Below are 15,313 nucleotides of genomic sequence, written 5' to 3'. Positions count from 1 at the left end.
CAGGTCTCTCGGTCGCTCTGGATGGTTTGCCTTCTTAGTAAAGCGCGCCGCGGGGCCCGATGCAAAGGTTCCCGTCATAAAAGGCACACTGTGTAGCGCTTCGTAATATAACGACACATTAAGAACCCCGCCCCGCGCTCACTACTGTGGGGCGCGGGGCGGGGCACATCATCATCATTCAGTAGGCGACAGGTTTCCCCGCCGACTTCTTTTTCCGGCGCATCACGATGACTGACGCGCGGACATCTCTCCTGAAAACTCAGCGTGTGCTGAGCGTTGTGTTTAGCTGCCGGTGGCGCTAGTTACTGGGATACTTTGCCTTGACCCAGCGCTCAAACAGGCCGACGAGGGCGTCCGTAATCTTGCCCAGGATGGCCAGCGCCACGATGGCGAGCAGCAGGCGGTCGGTGCGGCCGTTGTTCTGCGAGTCGGTCAGCAGGTAACCCAGGCCCATGGAGGCGCCCAGCAGCTCGGCGGCGACCAGGAACAGCCACGCCTGAGCGAGCGCGAGGCGCAGACCCGAGATGACGGCGGGCAGAACCGCGGGAAGCTGAACCGTGGTGAACAGGCGCAGGCCCTTCAGGCCGAAGGCGCGGGCCATCTCCACGAGCTTGGGGTCCACGTGGGCGAGGGCTGCGGAAACCGTGGTGTACACGGGGAAGAACGCGCCGATGGCCACGAGGGTCACCTTCGAGTTCTCGCCGATGCCAATCCACAGCAGAAGCAGCGGGACCCACGCGAGCGAGGGGACCGCGCGCAGAGCGCCGATGGTCGGGGCGACGAACACGCGCACCGGGGCTGACAAGCCAATCAGTGATCCCAGCACCAGGCCGAGTACCGCGCCGATGCCGAAGCCAATCAGCACGCGCTGGGTCGAAATCGCGACGTGCTTGGCCAGCTCACCGCGCTGCGCCAGCTCGATACCGGCGCCCACCACACGGTCGGGGGAGGGCAGCTGGACCTGCGTGAACACGCCGTTGGTGCTCAGAATATACCAGAGCGCAATGAGCGCCAGGGGCAGGATCAGGCCCAGGTACTGCTTGCCGGCGAAGGGGTTCGAGGGAAGCTTCGGCGTCGGGAGCTTGGCCGCGCTCTCCTGCGCGGGGGCAATGGTTGCGGCGGTCATTACTTCTCCACCGCCTTGGCAATCTTCTCGACTGCGGCGCTGTCAGCCTTCTTCGCGAACTGGTCGTCCACGATGCTGTTCAGGGCCTTGTCCACGTCGGACTGGGAGGGGACGTCGCCGGACTCGACCAGAATCGGGCCAACGCCCTTGAGTACCTCAACCTGCTTGGCGCCCGGAACCGGGTCGATGTCCAGGTGGGTGCGGTCCATGACGACCTGGGCGGTCTCGTGCTTAATGCCGGACTCTTCCTCCACGATCTTCACGGCCTCTTCGGGGTTCTTCTTGGCCCAGGCGCGAGCGTACTCGTACACGTCCACGATGACCTGCGCGGCGGTCGGGTTGGACTGAATGAACTTCTCGGTGGCGTTCAGGAAGCCGTAGGTGTTGAAGTCCAGGTTGCGGTAGAAGAGCACGTCGCCGCTCTCCACCTCGGCGGCAGCCATGATCGGGTCCAGACCGCTCCACGCGTTGACCTGGCCGTTGTCCAGGGCGGTGCGGCCGTCGGCGTGCTGCAGGTTCTGAATGTTCACGTCGGAGGCGGAAACGCCGGCCTGCTTGAGGGCCTGCAGGAGCAGGAAGTAGGGGTCGGTACCCTTGGTGACGGCCACGCTCTTACCCTTCAGGTCGGTGACCTTGGTGATGCCCGAGTCCTTGCGGGTGACGAGCGCCGACCACTCGGGCTGCGAGTAGAGGCTGATGACCTTGATGGGGGAGCCGTTCGCACGGGCCAGCAGCGCCGCCGAGCCCGCGGTGGAGCCGACGTCGATGTTGCCGCTGCGCAGCGCCTCGTTGGCCTTGTTCGAGCCGGCGGACTTGACCCACTCAACCTTCTTGCCCTCGGCGGACAGGGCGGTCTCGAGCCAGCCCTTCTTGCGGATAATCAGCGAGAGTGGGTTGTAGGTGGCGTAGTCAATGGTCACGGTGTCCTTGCCGCCGCCGGCCGCACCGGAGGCGTTGGAGGAGCCGGAACCCTCACCGGCGCAACCGCTGAGCAGGGTTGCGAAGGCGGCGGCTGCGGCCAGGGACTTGAGGGCGGTACGGCGAGACGGGGAGAAAGTCATGATGGTTCTTTTCGCTTCTGAAGATGATGATGTGATGAGATGGGGAGCGCGGCCCGCAGGGTATAGCTAATTGGCTATATACCCTAGACAGCGCTAATACCGAGAGGGCTTGGGGCGGCTTAGACCGTGGTTTCCTCCACGCCGAGCTCGGCGAGCAGTTCGCTACGCAACGCGGTGATTTCTGCATCCGCGCGGTCGCGGGGGTGGGCACGGTCAACGGTCACGATGCGCTGGATGGTCGCGGGGCCCTCCGGGGTGTCCTTGCCGAGCACGATGACCCGGTCGGAGAGGTAGAGCGCCTCCTCCACGTCGTGGGTGACCAGCAGGATCGTGGTCGGATCCTGGCGGTGCACGTCCAGCAGCAGGTCCTGCATGTTGATGCGGGTCAGCGCGTCGAGGGCTCCGAAGGGCTCGTCGAGCAGCAGCACGCCGGGGGTGCGGGCGAGCGCTCGGGCCAGGGAGACGCGCTGCGCCATGCCGCCCGAAATTTCCTTGGGACGGTGGTCGGCGTACTCGCTCAGGCCGACCAGGCTCAGCAGGCGGGTCACGGTCGCCTCGCCCTCGGCCTTCTTGGTGCCCTGCGGCAGGCCGAGCGCCACGTTGTCGGCGACGGTGCGCCAGGGGAGCAGGCGCGGTTCCTGGAAACCAATGGCCACGCGGGGGTCGAGTCCGGTCACGGCCTTCTCACCGATGCGCACGGTGCCGGCGGTAATGCGGTTCAGGCCGGCCGCGGCGCGCAGGAGGGTGGACTTGCCGCATCCCGAGGAGCCAATCACCGAGATGATTTCGCCGGGTTCGGCGGTGAAGGTGACCTCGCGCAGAACCTCGTGGGTTCCACCGGGTACCGCAAAGGACTGGCCAACGGCATCGAAGACGAGGGGCACTGCGGCGCTGGATACGGCGTGCCGGTTCGCTGAGGATTCGGATGCGCCGGGAGTTACTGCACTGTTGAGTGTCATAGTCACTTCCATCGTTCCTGGCGTTAGCACCGGGGCGGAAGAGTCCGTGCCGGTTGCTGCGACGTCGTGGAGCCAGGTCTCTCGGTCGCTCTGGATGGTTTGCTCTACTCACCCTATGGGCTGTGCCACGCCTCAATCAACCCTGCGGGCGCGTATGAATTTCTATGACTCTTTATTTCGCATTTATCACGAAATATTTCGGTCCCACGTCACAAAAAGATTTTTTCGTCACAAACGTGACCTCCCTCCCGCGCGCCCCGTACACTCAAACCACGAGATCATGAGTCCCGGCGCTAAGCTCTGGCTAGCCGGGCGGCAACCCTCTCCCGTAGCGGGGTGCCCCAGATGATGATCTGGCCTCAACGTAACGAGGCAAGTACGGCGCGAACGCGCCACCTGCACGAAGGCCACCACCGAACGCAGAAGGCATCAGGAGGCGGCGCGCGGGGTGCAGGGTACAACCCGATCGTCCCCGATCATTCGCGAAAGGAAAATCGATGGCTGAGCAGAAGAAGCGCATCGTAGTCAACGCATTCGAGATGACCTGCATCGGTCACCAGAGCTTCGACCTCTGGCGTCACCCCCGCTCCCGTGCAACCGAGTACAACACCATCAAGTACTGGACTGACCTGGCTAAGACCCTTGAGCGCGGCCTGTTCGACGCCGTGTTCATCGCTGACGTGGTCGGTATCTACGACGTGTACAAGAACTCTGCCGCTCCCGCTATCGAGGGTGCTGCTCAGGTTCCCGTGAATGACCCCGCAACCCAGATTTCTGCAATGGCCGCCGTGACCGAGCACCTCGGCTTCGGCGTGACCGCTGCCGCTACTTTCGAGCAGCCCTACACCCTGGCTCGCCGCTACGCCTCCCTCGACCACCTGACCGAGGGCCGCGTCGGCTTCAACGTGGTGACCTCCTACCTGCCCTCGGCTGCTGAGAACCAGGGCCTGCCCACCCAGATTCCGCACGACGAGCGCTACGAGATTGCCGATGAGTTCCTGGACGTCTGCTACAAGCTGTGGGAAGGCTCCTGGGAGGACGGCGCAGTCGTCAAGGACCGCGAGCGCGGCATCTACGCTGACCCCTCCAAGGTTCACCCGATTGGCCACAAGGGCAAGTACTTCTCCGTGCCCGGCATCTCCCTGACCGAGCCGAGCCCGCAGCGCACCCCCGTGATCTTCCAGGCTGGTGCATCCAGCCGCGGCCAGAAGTTCTCCGGTAAGCACGCCGAGGCTGTGTTCATCAGCGCCCTGCGCCCGGACCTGACCCGCGTTGTGACCGACCGTATTCGCGCCGCTGTCGAGGAGCAGGGCCGTAGCCGCGACGACGTGAAGATCCTGGCAATGCTCTCGGTCATCGTGGATGAGACCGAAGAGAAGGCAAAGGCAAAGTACGAGGATTACAAGAAGTACGTGAACCTCGACTCTGCACAGGCTATTGTCGGCGGCTGGTCCGGTGTTGACCTGTCCCAGTTCGACGAGGACGAGGTCCTGAACTACGTGCAGACCGAGTCGATTCAGTCCTTCCTGACCCCCTTCACCCTGCAGGCGAAAGACAAGAAGTGGACCCGCAAGGACATCGCTGAGCACACCACCCTCGGCGGCATGGGCGAGGTCATTGTTGGTGACCCGGTTCAGGTTGCTGACGAGCTGGAGCGTTGGATCGACGAGGGCGGCCTGGACGGCATCAACCTGGCGTACCACGTCTCCCCGGGTTCCTTCGAGGACTTCATCGAGTACGTTGTTCCCGAGCTGCAGAAGCGCGGCCGCTACCGCACCGAGTACGAGGGCAACACCCTGCGCGAGAACATCTTCGGCAAGGGCCACACCAAGGTCGCTGACTCCCACCCGGCCGCTAAGTACCGCGGCGCATACGTGGGCAAGCCTTCGGCTGCCGACACCCCGGCTCGCGCAATCGCTGAATAAGCGGTGCCGTTGATGCGTACCGTGTAGGTTCGCTCAAACTTAACGATTGAAAACAAGAACGCCCGTTCTGCTGAGGACTGTGTCCCCGGCGGAACGGGCGTTTCCTTGCGTTGTGCTTTCTCTATGCTGTGCCTTCTTGACGCGGGGCTTTCTCTATGCGGCGCGTTCCCTATACTGGTTGGCATGACTGAACTGAATCATGATGACCGCTGCCTCTGCTCGAGCGGCGAGGTATACGGCGCCTGCTGCGGCAGGTTCCTGGGCGAGTTTGCCGCCTCCGGCACGCTGACTGCCCCCGCGCCGGAGCAGCTGATGCGCTCGCGTTTTACCGCCTTTGCGACTGGCGACGCGGCGTACCTGTTGGCGAGCTGGCATCCGAGTACTCGCCCGGCGACGCTGGATTTGGAGGATGATATCCGCTGGTACCGCCTGGATATTCTGGGCGCTTCGGGTGGCCCGTTTGATGCGTCCGGTACGGTGGAGTTTATCGCCTACTACCGGTCGGTGCCGGGCACCCCTGCGGAGGAGCGGGTGAAGGGCAGCATGCACGAGCTGTCGCGCTTTGAGAAGGTGGGCGGCGCCTGGTTCTATGTGGACGGTGACGTCCGCTAGCTTTCCCGCCCTCGCCTCCTGTGGGGCAGGCGCATAAAGAAATGGCAGAATCATTTCGAAACCGGAACGATTCTGCCATTCTTCGTATATGCCCCTCAAAGAGGCGGTTATCGGGAGTTAGCGGACTTAGTGGGTCCAGCCGTTAATGATGCCCATACCGAAGTAAATCACGAACACTGCGGAGACCAGGTACATCAGCCAGTGCACATCCTTGCCACGGCCCTGCACCAGACGAATGAAGGTGTAGGACACGAAGCCTGCGCCAATACCGTTCGCAATCGAGTACGACAGCGGCATGAAAATAATGGTCAAGAACGCCGGAATGCCCAGACCCCAGTCGGTCCAGTCAATGTTCACGGCCTGGCGAATCATCAGGAAGCCGACCACAACCAGAGCCGGAGCGACCGCCTCGAAGGGAACGATGGTGACCAGCGGCGAGATGAAAATCGCCAGCAGGAACAGCACACCGGTCACAATGTTCGCGAAACCGGTGCGTGCGCCCGCACCAATACCGGTAGCGGACTCAACGAAAATCTGGTTCGCCGAACCGGAGGCGCCACCACCGACAACGGAACCGAAAGCGTCCACGAGCAGGACCTTGTCGATGTCCTCAACCTTGCCGTCCTTCATGGTGCCGGCCTCGGCGGCAAGACCCACCGAAACGCCCATCGCGTCGAAGAACACGGACAGCAGAATGGTGAACACCAGCAGCGACGCGGCCAGCGGGCCAATGTGGGAGAACGCGCCGAACAGGTCGGCGGAACCGATGAGGGAGAAGTTCGGGGTGGTGAACTTCAGGTCAGCCAGGGAAGGCACGTTCAGGGACCAGCCGGTCGCAGCCTTCTTCACGGAACCGGAGGGGACGACCGCCTCCAGAATCAGGGACAGCGCGGTGGAGGCGAGCACGCCCCACAGGATTGCGCCCTTCACGTTGCGGATGAACAGGGCGATGGTCAGGAACAGGCCGAAGAGGAAGACGAGGGTGGGCCAGCCGAGCAGGTGGCCGCCAACGCCGAGGCTCACCGGAACGGTGGAGCCGGCGGCGTCGGTCATGCGGCGGATAATGCCGGAGTCGACCAGACCGATAAAGGAAATGAAGAAGCCGATACCGACCACGATCGCGGTCTTGAGCGATTCGGGGACCGCCTCGAACACCGCGGTGCGGAAGCCGGTGAGCACCAGAACGGTCATGATCAGACCGGCGAGAACGACCAGGCCCATGATGTCTGCCCAGGTCAGGTTCGGGGTGGTGGCAATGGTGGAGGCGAGCAGTGCGTTCACGCCGAGGCCCGCCGCCATGGCGAAGGGCTGCTTGGCGATAACGCCCATGAGGATGGTCATCACGCCGGCCACCAGCGCGGTCACAGCGGCGACGGGTGCGATGCCGAGGGCACGCTCGGAAGCGTCAGCACCGGTACCGATGACGAGGGGGTTCAGCACCACGATGTAGCTCATGGCGAAGAACGCGGCGAGGCCGCCGCGGAATTCTGCGGCGATGGAGGAGCCGCGCTCGGAAATCTTGAAGTAGCGGTCGAGTGCGCCGGTGGGTGCGGCCGCCTTCTGAGGTTCAGACATGTAAGGATCCGTTGATGTTGTTCGGTGTGTACTGTTGCGCCGCCGGTTTCGCGGGCGAAGCTCGCGGGCTAGGCTCATAACCGGGCGTCATAATGGTTCAACCATTGTAGGCGTCGCCGAGCGGCTCGTGCCGGGGAAACGCGTTGTGCGCGGCGGTTCAGCCGGTGATGTGGTGTTTCCCGACCCCTGCTAAATAGCCAGAATCGGCAACCGGGGCAGAGGGGAGAATAGCGCAGGGCGGGGTACCGGCAACCTAAAGGTGCCGATACCCCGCCCTGATGGTGCCCGCCTCCATGTGCGGAGGCGGGCATCCGATGTGTTTAGTGCATCCAGCCGGTAATCAGGCCGTTAGCGAAGAAGATGAGGAACACTGCGGAAACCACGTACATGAGCCAGTGAACTTCCTTGCCGCGGCCCTGCACCAGGCGGATGAAGACGTAGGACAGGAAGCCTGCGCCGATACCGTCCGCGATGGAGTAGGACAGAGGCATGAAGATGATGGTCATGAACGCGGGGATACCCAGGCCCCAGTCGGTCCACTCGATGTTCACTGCCTGGCGAATCATCAGGAAGCCGACGAACACCATTGCGGGTGCAACAGCTTCGAAGGGCACGATGGTGACCAGGGGGGTCAGGAAGATCGCGACGAGGAACAGCACGCCGGTGACGATGTTTGCGAAGCCGGTGCGTGCGCCCGCGCCGATACCGGTTGCGGACTCCACGAAAATCTGGCTCGAGGAGGAGGAGGTGCCACCGCCGGCTACGGAGCCGAGGGCGTCCACGAGCAGGACCTTGTCGACGTTCTCGATCTGGCCGTCCTTCATGGTGCCTGCCTCGGTTGCGAGACCGACGGAGGTGCCCATTGCGTCGAAGAAGGCGGAAATCAGGATGGTGAAGATCAGCAGAACGGCTGCCATGCCGCCGAGGGTGCCGAAGGCGCTGAACAGGTCAGCGGAACCGAACAGCGAGAAGTCGGGCAGCTTGCTGGTGCTGGAATCCCAAACGGGGACGTTCAGGGACCAACCGGTGGGGGAGGTCTGAACGCTGCCGGAGGGCACGACCTGCTCCAGGATGATGGAGAGGGCGGTGGAGGCAATCACGCCGTAGAGGATTGCACCCTTCACGTTGCGAATGAACAGCGCAATGGTGAGGAACAGGCCGAAGAGGAAGACCAGGGTGGGCCAGCCGAGCAGGTGGCCGCTCACGCCGAAGGAGACGGGCACGGTGGTGCCTGCTGCGTCGGGCATGCGGCGGATGATACCCGCGTTAACGAGGCCGATGAAGGCGATGAAGAAACCGATACCGACGACGATTGCGACCTTGAGCGATTCGGGGACCGCGTTGAACACCGCGGTGCGGAAGCCGGTCAGCACGAGGATGGTCATCAGCACACCCGCCCAGACGACCAGACCCATGATGGCGGGCCAGGTTAGGTTGGGGGTGGAGGCGATGGTGGTTGCCAGCAGCGCGTTCACGCCGAGGCCTGCGGCCATGGCGAAGGGCTGCTTGGCGACGACGCCCATGAGGATGGTCATGACACCTGCGACCAGTGCGGTCATTGCGGCGACCTGCGGCACGCCGAGCGTGTTGCCGGATACGTCCTTGCCGAGGCCGATGATGAGGGGGTTCAGCACGACGATGTAGCTCATCGCGAAGAAGGTGGCGAGGCCGCCTCGGAATTCTGCGCCGAGGGTGGAGCCACGTTCGCTGATCTTGAAGTAACGGTCCAGTGCGCCCTTGGCTTCTGCCTTGGGGTTCTGGGGAGCCGCGGTGTTCTCAGAAGACATTCGTGAAAATCCGTAGATACTCTTAGTAGGGGCGGGCACCGGGGTTCCGAGCCCGCATAAGAAAAGCGTCACGTCCCGCAAAGTGGGGATGTGACGCTGTTGTTACCACGATATTTTACGGCTAAAGGTATTTTCTTCGCTAGTTCAGCAAACTTTCAGGTAGTTTTCAGCCGTTGGAACCGCCCTCGGAGCCCTCCCCGCGGTGCCTGCGAGGGTGTCGAGGGAGGATGCGTCATAGAGGTAGTTATCTCTCGCCCCTGCGCGAACATCGACGAATTATTAGGTTAGTGAACCCTAACTACCTGTTATATTCGAAGTGAAATAACGTGTCGCCGGATGCAGGGTTCCGTGTGGTGAGCCTTTTCCGACATAGATGAGAAGGAGTCCACCGTGACTGAAACCCCGCAGGAAAACACTGCAGTCCCCGCTGAAAACCAGCCTGCCGAGAACTACCCCGCCGCAGAATCCCTGCCGGTACGCCAGCGCGCCGTCGTAGCAACCGACCGCCCCGCCCGATACATCAAGCAGCTCGGCTCCCACATGGGCCGCAAGCTCGGCACCGCAGAACTGCCCGACGGCATCCGTCTCACCTTCAACCGCGACGGCATTTTCCGCGGCTACGGTGACCTGCGCGAAACTGACGGCGCACTCGTCATGGAGGTGCGCGCCGAAAGCGACGAGCAGGCTGCCCACCTGGCGGATGTGCTGGACCGCCACCTGGTCCGCTTCGGTGAGCGCGACGAACTGACCGTGAACTTTGAGGCGGTACCCGCCTCCTAGCAACCGACCCCCTAGTCTTCGTTACCCTGCCCCGCCCTCCTGCACCTCGGAGGGCGGGGCGGTTTTCTGTGCGGAGCGGCTCGCCCGCAACCCGTCCCGCGGTTCTCCACCGAGGCCAGATTAGGTGATAGAAAATTATCCTATTTGCTGAGCTTGTCCCCTTTTCCCCGTAAAGGGGCGCTCCTGCCCGGTAAAATAGGCACGAAGTGAACACTAAGCTCACCGCGCCTTCACGCCGTACCTGGCGTTTGCCGGTGAACTTTGAAAGGAAGATATTCGTGTCTGAAGCAGCACGCCCCCTGCGCGTCGCCGTTATCGGTGCAGGTCCTGCCGGTATTTACACCGCCGACATCCTCACCAAGTCCGAAGAGGTCCGCACCGGCGCCGTTGAGGTCGCCATCGACATCTTCGACCGCTACCCCGCCCCCTTCGGCCTGATTCGTTACGGTGTGGCACCGGATCACCCCCGCATTAAGGGCATTATCACCGCACTGCACAAGGTCCTGGACCGCGGCGACATCCGTTTCTTCGGTAACGTCGAGTACGGTAAGGATCTAACCCTCGCCGACCTGCGCGAGCACTACGACGCCATTATCTTCGCGACCGGTGCCATCCACGACGCAGCGCTGAACATTGAGGGTATCGACCTGGACGGCTCCTACGGTGCAGCCGACTTCGTCTCCTGGTACGACGGCCACCCCGACTACCCCCGCACCTGGCCGCTCGAAGCTGAGCAGGTTGCGGTGCTCGGTAACGGCAACGTCGCCCTGGACGTCTCCCGCATCCTCTCCAAGCACGCTGACGACCTGCTCGTCACCGAAATCCCCGACAACGTCTACGAGGGCCTGAAGGCTTCCCCCGTGACCGACGTGCACGTCTTCGGTCGCCGCGGCCCCGCACAGATGAAGTTCACCCCGCTCGAGCTGCGAGAACTCGCACACTCCCGCGACGTGGACATCGTCCTGTACGAGGAAGACTTCCAGTTCGACGAGGCTTCCGAGGAAGCAATGGAGAAGAACGCGCAGACCAAGGTCATGATGAAGACCCTGCGCGGTTGGCTGGAAGACCAGAAGAACAACGAGCAGACCGCATCCCGCCGCCTGCACCTGCACTTCCTGCAGTCACCGCACGAGGTTCTCGGCGAAGACGGCAAGGTCGTGGGTCTGCGCATGGAGCGCAACAAACTGGACGGCAAGGGCGGCATCATCGGCACCGGCGAGTACGTGGATTACCCCGTGCAGGCCGTCTACCGCGCCATCGGCTACTTTGGTTCCGAGCTGCCCGAGGTCGGTTACGACAGCAAGCGCGGTGTGGTCACCAACGTTGAGGGTCGCGTCGTGGACGAGAATGGTGAGGTTGTTCCCGGCCTGTACGCAACCGGCTGGATCAAGCGCGGCCCCGTGGGCCTAATCGGCTCCACCAAGTCTGACGCACTCGAGACCATTACCCACCTGCTCGAGGACCGCGAGAACCTCTACACCGCGCCCGAGCCGGACGCCGAAACCTTCAGCGCCTACCTGGATTCCAAAGGCATCAAGTACACCACCTGGGAAGGCTGGCACCGCCTGGACGACCACGAGAAGGCACTGGGCGCAGCATCCAAGGACGCTGCCGGTGAGCCTCGCGCTCGCGTGAAGGTTGTGGACCGCGACGAGATGATTAACATCTCTCGTGGCGAGTAATCCTCGCGTTTAGAACGTAGAGCGTAGAAATCGACCCCGCACCGTGAGCCGGTGCGGGGTCGATTTTTGTCTCTGCAGGGATGCGGGGGGAGGTTAAAGAAAACCCACCCCGCATCATGAGGTAATGCGGGGTGGGCGGGGTAGGTGCCGAAGACACTCGAGGACATACCCTCCGGCTACCCTGAACGCGCGGCGAACCCATGCAGTGGCTCCACGTGCGGCGCGTCCTCTAACGGGGTCTAGAAAGCTAAAGAAACACCAAGATTAGCTCTCTAAACAAGCACGCGGTCCTACGGTGTGTAGACCGCGCACACTTATTCAAACCTGGGATGCTACTGGCGGCGCGGCATGATCGACGCGCTCAGCGAGCTAGGGACACAGTTGGAGGATCCAGGGTTGCATGCTTCGTACGGGATGGTGCCCGTGCCCGTCACGCGGTGATTCGTGGCAGGCGTTGCTGCTGACGCTGGATCCCCCATTAGATCTCTATGCGGTTTATCGGTAAATAATGTGCGGCGACTTTCGTCATTGGGACTTATCGGAAGCAGTCCCGTGAGGTCCGGAAGTGATCTCACGTCTCCTATAGTACGGTGCTCAAAGAGGGGGCTTCAAGCAATATAGGGGGCTATTTCGGGACGGATATTATCTCGCCTTGTCAATCGCTGGAGGTTTATCAAATCTTTATATTTGTGTGTCGTCATAAATCTCAATTTAAGTGCACGGCTATAAAAATATGCCTCTGACAAGCCGGTTTATTGTATTCCCTGGAGTGAATATTTGCATTATGGTGCACACTGTGAGGCAAGAGACGTAAATTTCTACCAAAAGTGCATTTTCACTCAGTGCATTGTTGGGTGGGCATTTGATATGCATGATGGGTATATCGCCATTTTTATTTAATATGCACAAAGTGCATTTTTGGTAAATGTCAAAAAGAATAAAAGTAATCCGGGTTCGCCCCGCAAATAGGGGAATATCGGTGGGGGTCTTTCGGTGGCATCGGGGGCACGGGATTGCGCGGGGGCCGAGACGATCGGGACGGTGGGGATTTTGGGTTTGCGCGAGCTCTCGCCGGCTCCTTTCTCTAGCTTTCCTGGGTTCCTCTTGCTGGCCCCTCCGCGAGTTCACGACAGGGGAGCGCATCTTCTCGGGGTTTCTAGTTCGGGATGTCGGAGAAAGGACAATGCCGACCTCTTTGCGGAGAGTCGTTGGGGACAATTTGAGGGTGGTTTGGGAAGTGGGGAGGGGGTTTGCAACCTCAAAAGTGCACTCAAGAGGGGTTTTCGAAGAAAATTTAAAATTTTTTTGATATCCGCTTAATCCTTTCTGACCTGTTAGAATGATGGTGTCATGGGGCATAAATACCTGCATTTCGGCCTTGAAAACACCCAAAATCGAACAAAACGATTTGCGCACCTTTTTGAACCTGGCGTAGACTAGTGGAGGTTCGAACGACGGGATGAACAAAGAACCTGTTCGATCGACTAGGCCCCCATCGTCTAGCGGCCTAGGACGCCGCCCTTTCACGGCGGTAGCACGGGTTCAAATCCCGTTGGGGGTACTTGCAAATCACCTCGATTTGCAAAGCCAAGTTAGATGACGTAGGATTTACTCCTGTTGATTCCAACAAGGCCCCGTAGCGCAGTTGGTTAGCGCGCCGCCCTGTCACGGCGGAGGTCGCGGGTTCAAGTCCCGTCGGGGTCGCTCTGGCCGCGTAATTTCAGATGAGAGATCATCGAAAGACGCGGTCATTGCGTATCTAAAACAAAATACGCAAGGCTCTGTAGCTCAGTTGGTAGAGCGTACGACTGAAAATCGTAAGGTCACCGGATCGACGCCGGTCGGAGCCACGAAATCCGCCTCCAGGCTTCTACAGTGGGGCGGGTTTTGTTTTTAAAAAACTTTGCGGTTCCAGATATTGCAAAACCGTCGAAAAGGCGGCATCTTGGGAATAAAACCCTGAGATGCCGCCTTCTTCTATACAGTACGGACCCACCGCACTGCTGCGGATAGCTCCTGTAGATAGCTCCGCGCCGGAACCTAACCGGGTAATTCCTGCGCACAGGCACACACATACACGATGGCCAGCAGAAAGGATCACTGCACCCATGACCGCTCAGAATCCCAGCTCACAGCCTCCGGAGAGCTCACCTCAGATTCCGAGCTCAGCCCAGATTCCCTGGGCAAAAAATTCTGCCGCTGACAGCAACCCCGCAGGCGGAATCCGCTTCGAGAACATCACCAAGAACTACCCGAGCCGAACCGGCGAACCCACCACGGTGCTGCAGAACCTGAACCTGCATATTCCCGCCGGGCAGATTACCGTGTTCGTTGGCCCCTCCGGCTGCGGTAAAACCACTAGTCTACGCATGATTAACCGCATGGTGGAGCCCAATAGCGGCACCATCACCATTGACGGCGTGAACGTGCACGAGAAGAACCCCTACGAGCTACGCCGCGGCATTGGCTACGTGATGCAGCAGGGTGGGCTCATGCCGCACCGCACCGTCGCGCAGAATATTGCCACCGTGCCGCGCCTGCTCGGCGCCTCCCGCAAGGAGGCGCAGGTTCGCGCCCTCGAACTGCTTGAGGTCGTCGGTCTGGATTCTTCGTACGCCAAGCGCTACCCCTCCCAGCTTTCGGGCGGTCAGGTGCAGCGCGTTGGTGTGGCGCGTGCTCTCGCCGCCGATGCACCCGTCCTACTGATGGACGAGCCGTTCTCCGCGGTGGATCCCGTGGTACGCACCGGCCTGCAGAAAGAGCTGCTGCGCCTACAGGCTCGCCTCGCCAAGACGATTGTGTTCGTCACCCACGACATTGACGAGGCGCTCCTGCTCGGCGATACAATCGCTGTCTTCGCGGAGGGCGGTCGCCTCGCGCAGTTCGGCACTCCCGAAGAGATTCTGTATAGCCCCGCCGATGATTTTGTGCGCTCCTTCGTGAGCCGCTCCGTTGCCGGTCTGCTGGATGAGCAGACGGTGCGCCAGGCGCGTGCACGCCGACTTGCCGCCTCCCGAGAAGAGCAGAATAGCGCGGCAGAAGGCGAGAAAAACGAATGAGTATTCTAGAAAATAGTGTGCTCGCGGCACCACCTCTCGCTGCAAGCGACATGCATTGGGAGTGGGTCGCCACCAACAGCCAGCGCATCCTCGAGCTGACCCTCAGCCACCTCTACCAGGGCATCGTGCCCGTCGCGATTGGCGCTCTCGTCGCGCTGCCGGTCGCCTACTACGCGAGTCGTCGCCGTGACCGCGGTTCCGAACGCCGCATCGGTGCGCGAACCCTCATGCACCTCTCCTCACTGCTGTACACCATCCCCTCGATCGCGCTGTTCGTGCTCATGCCGCTCATTCTGGGAACCTCCATTATTTCCCCGCTGAACGTGCTCGTTGCCCTGAGCGTCTACTCCTTCTCGCTCATGGTGCGCTCCGGTGTGGATGCCTTCGACTCCGTACCCGATAGCGTGCACGAATCTGCACGCGCCCTCGGATACACGCCCCGACAGGCGCTGATGGAGCTCTACCTGCCCCTCGCTACGCCCGTCATTATGGCGGGAATCCGCGTGGCAACCGTGGCAAATATTGCGATGGTGTCCGTGGGTGCCCTCATCGGTGTGCCCTCGCTCGGCACGCTATTCACCGACGGCCTCGCGCGCAATATCCCTTCGGAGATCCTGGCTGGCGTAATCCTCAGCCTGCTGTTGGCGCTGATTCTTGATCTGCTCCTTATCCTTCTGACGAGGGCACTTACGCCCTGGCGGGTGGCTACGGTTGCGAACCGCCGCAGCCCCGAAAGGAAGGCATAAC

The 15,313-nt window shown here is 61.5% G+C and carries 11 protein-coding genes, 3 tRNA genes and 2 riboswitches; of the genes, 9 read left to right on the top strand and 5 right to left on the bottom strand.

The features are described from left to right. Positions 1-298: 298 nt before the first annotated feature. The 3 genes from HMPREF2874_RS00455 to HMPREF2874_RS00445 all read right to left on the bottom strand — a co-directional run bounded on the left by HMPREF2874_RS00455 (position 299) and on the right by HMPREF2874_RS00445 (position 3,146). Positions 299-1,126, bottom strand: a complete 828-nt coding sequence (locus HMPREF2874_RS00455; RefSeq protein WP_049347304.1) for an ABC transporter permease — start codon at positions 1,124-1,126, stop codon at positions 299-301. Continuing rightward, entirely contained in the window at positions 1,126-2,187 is a 1,062-nt protein-coding gene (locus HMPREF2874_RS00450; protein WP_005507251.1) for an aliphatic sulfonate ABC transporter substrate-binding protein, read from the bottom strand. Before HMPREF2874_RS00450 ends, HMPREF2874_RS00455 begins: the two co-directional genes overlap by 1 nt. 119 nt (positions 2,188-2,306) lie before the next feature. After that, the gene (locus HMPREF2874_RS00445) at positions 2,307-3,146 is read right to left on the bottom strand and encodes an ABC transporter ATP-binding protein (protein WP_049347302.1); all 840 of its coding nucleotides are present in this window, start codon (positions 3,144-3,146) and stop codon (positions 2,307-2,309) included. Positions 3,147-3,151: 5 nt separating this feature from the next. Continuing rightward, a riboswitch (SAM riboswitch) is annotated at positions 3,152-3,247 on the bottom strand. 175 nt (positions 3,248-3,422) lie between these two features. Further along, positions 3,423-3,531, top strand: a riboswitch (SAM riboswitch). Positions 3,532-3,643: 112 nt separating this feature from the next. Between HMPREF2874_RS00445 and HMPREF2874_RS00440 the strand changes: the two genes are divergently transcribed. Together HMPREF2874_RS00440 and HMPREF2874_RS00435 are read left to right on the top strand one after the other, a co-directional pair. Continuing rightward, positions 3,644-5,071 carry an LLM class flavin-dependent oxidoreductase gene (locus HMPREF2874_RS00440; protein WP_070648379.1) on the top strand — a complete coding sequence of 476 codons (1,428 nt, stop codon included), beginning with the start codon at positions 3,644-3,646 and terminating at the stop codon, positions 5,069-5,071. A 183-nt stretch (positions 5,072-5,254) separates the two neighbouring features. After that, the gene (locus HMPREF2874_RS00435) at positions 5,255-5,683 is read left to right on the top strand and encodes a YchJ family protein (RefSeq protein WP_070648377.1); all 429 of its coding nucleotides are present in this window, start codon (positions 5,255-5,257) and stop codon (positions 5,681-5,683) included. 126 nt (positions 5,684-5,809) lie between these two features. On the opposite strand, the gene HMPREF2874_RS00430 is transcribed toward HMPREF2874_RS00435, so the two are convergent. Together HMPREF2874_RS00430 and HMPREF2874_RS00425 are read right to left on the bottom strand one after the other, a co-directional pair. Next, entirely contained in the window at positions 5,810-7,258 is a 1,449-nt protein-coding gene (locus tag HMPREF2874_RS00430; protein ID WP_070648375.1) for an NCS2 family permease, read from the bottom strand. A gap of 320 nt (positions 7,259-7,578) precedes the next feature. Further along, entirely contained in the window at positions 7,579-9,045 is a 1,467-nt protein-coding gene (locus HMPREF2874_RS00425) for an NCS2 family permease (protein ID WP_070648373.1), read from the bottom strand. A gap of 390 nt (positions 9,046-9,435) precedes the next feature. Here HMPREF2874_RS00425 and HMPREF2874_RS00420 point away from each other — a divergent pair, with 390 nt between their 5' ends. The 7 genes from HMPREF2874_RS00420 (at position 9,436) to HMPREF2874_RS00390 (ending at position 15,312) form a co-directional block, all read left to right on the top strand. Next, positions 9,436-9,825 (top strand): DUF2218 domain-containing protein, encoded by a 390-nt coding sequence (locus tag HMPREF2874_RS00420; protein WP_049343598.1) that lies wholly within the window; start codon positions 9,436-9,438, stop codon positions 9,823-9,825. Between the two features lie 278 nt (positions 9,826-10,103). After that, positions 10,104-11,507 (top strand): FAD-dependent oxidoreductase, encoded by a 1,404-nt coding sequence (locus HMPREF2874_RS00415; RefSeq protein ID WP_070648371.1) that lies wholly within the window; start codon positions 10,104-10,106, stop codon positions 11,505-11,507. A gap of 1,488 nt (positions 11,508-12,995) precedes the next feature. After that, positions 12,996-13,068: transfer RNA gene (locus HMPREF2874_RS00410), tRNA-Glu, on the top strand. Positions 13,069-13,137: 69 nt separating this feature from the next. After that, positions 13,138-13,211: transfer RNA gene (locus HMPREF2874_RS00405), tRNA-Asp, on the top strand. A gap of 73 nt (positions 13,212-13,284) precedes the next feature. Continuing rightward, positions 13,285-13,357, top strand: a tRNA-Phe gene (locus HMPREF2874_RS00400). Positions 13,358-13,615: 258 nt separating this feature from the next. Beyond that, the gene (locus HMPREF2874_RS00395; RefSeq protein ID WP_070648369.1) at positions 13,616-14,566 is read left to right on the top strand and encodes an ABC transporter ATP-binding protein; all 951 of its coding nucleotides are present in this window, start codon (positions 13,616-13,618) and stop codon (positions 14,564-14,566) included. Continuing rightward, positions 14,563-15,312: an ABC transporter permease gene (locus HMPREF2874_RS00390; RefSeq protein ID WP_070648367.1), complete on the top strand. Its 750-nt coding sequence runs from the start codon at positions 14,563-14,565 to the stop codon at positions 15,310-15,312. The genes HMPREF2874_RS00395 and HMPREF2874_RS00390 overlap by 4 nt, the downstream gene beginning before the upstream one ends. Position 15,313: the final 1 nt, after the last annotated feature.

It is taken from the genome of Rothia sp. HMSC068F09 (assembly GCF_001812775.1).
Lineage (GTDB): Bacteria > Actinomycetota > Actinomycetes > Actinomycetales > Micrococcaceae > Rothia > Rothia mucilaginosa_A.
The sequence above is the reverse complement of the archived record's forward strand: the minus strand, read 5'-3'. Positions and strand labels throughout refer to the sequence as shown.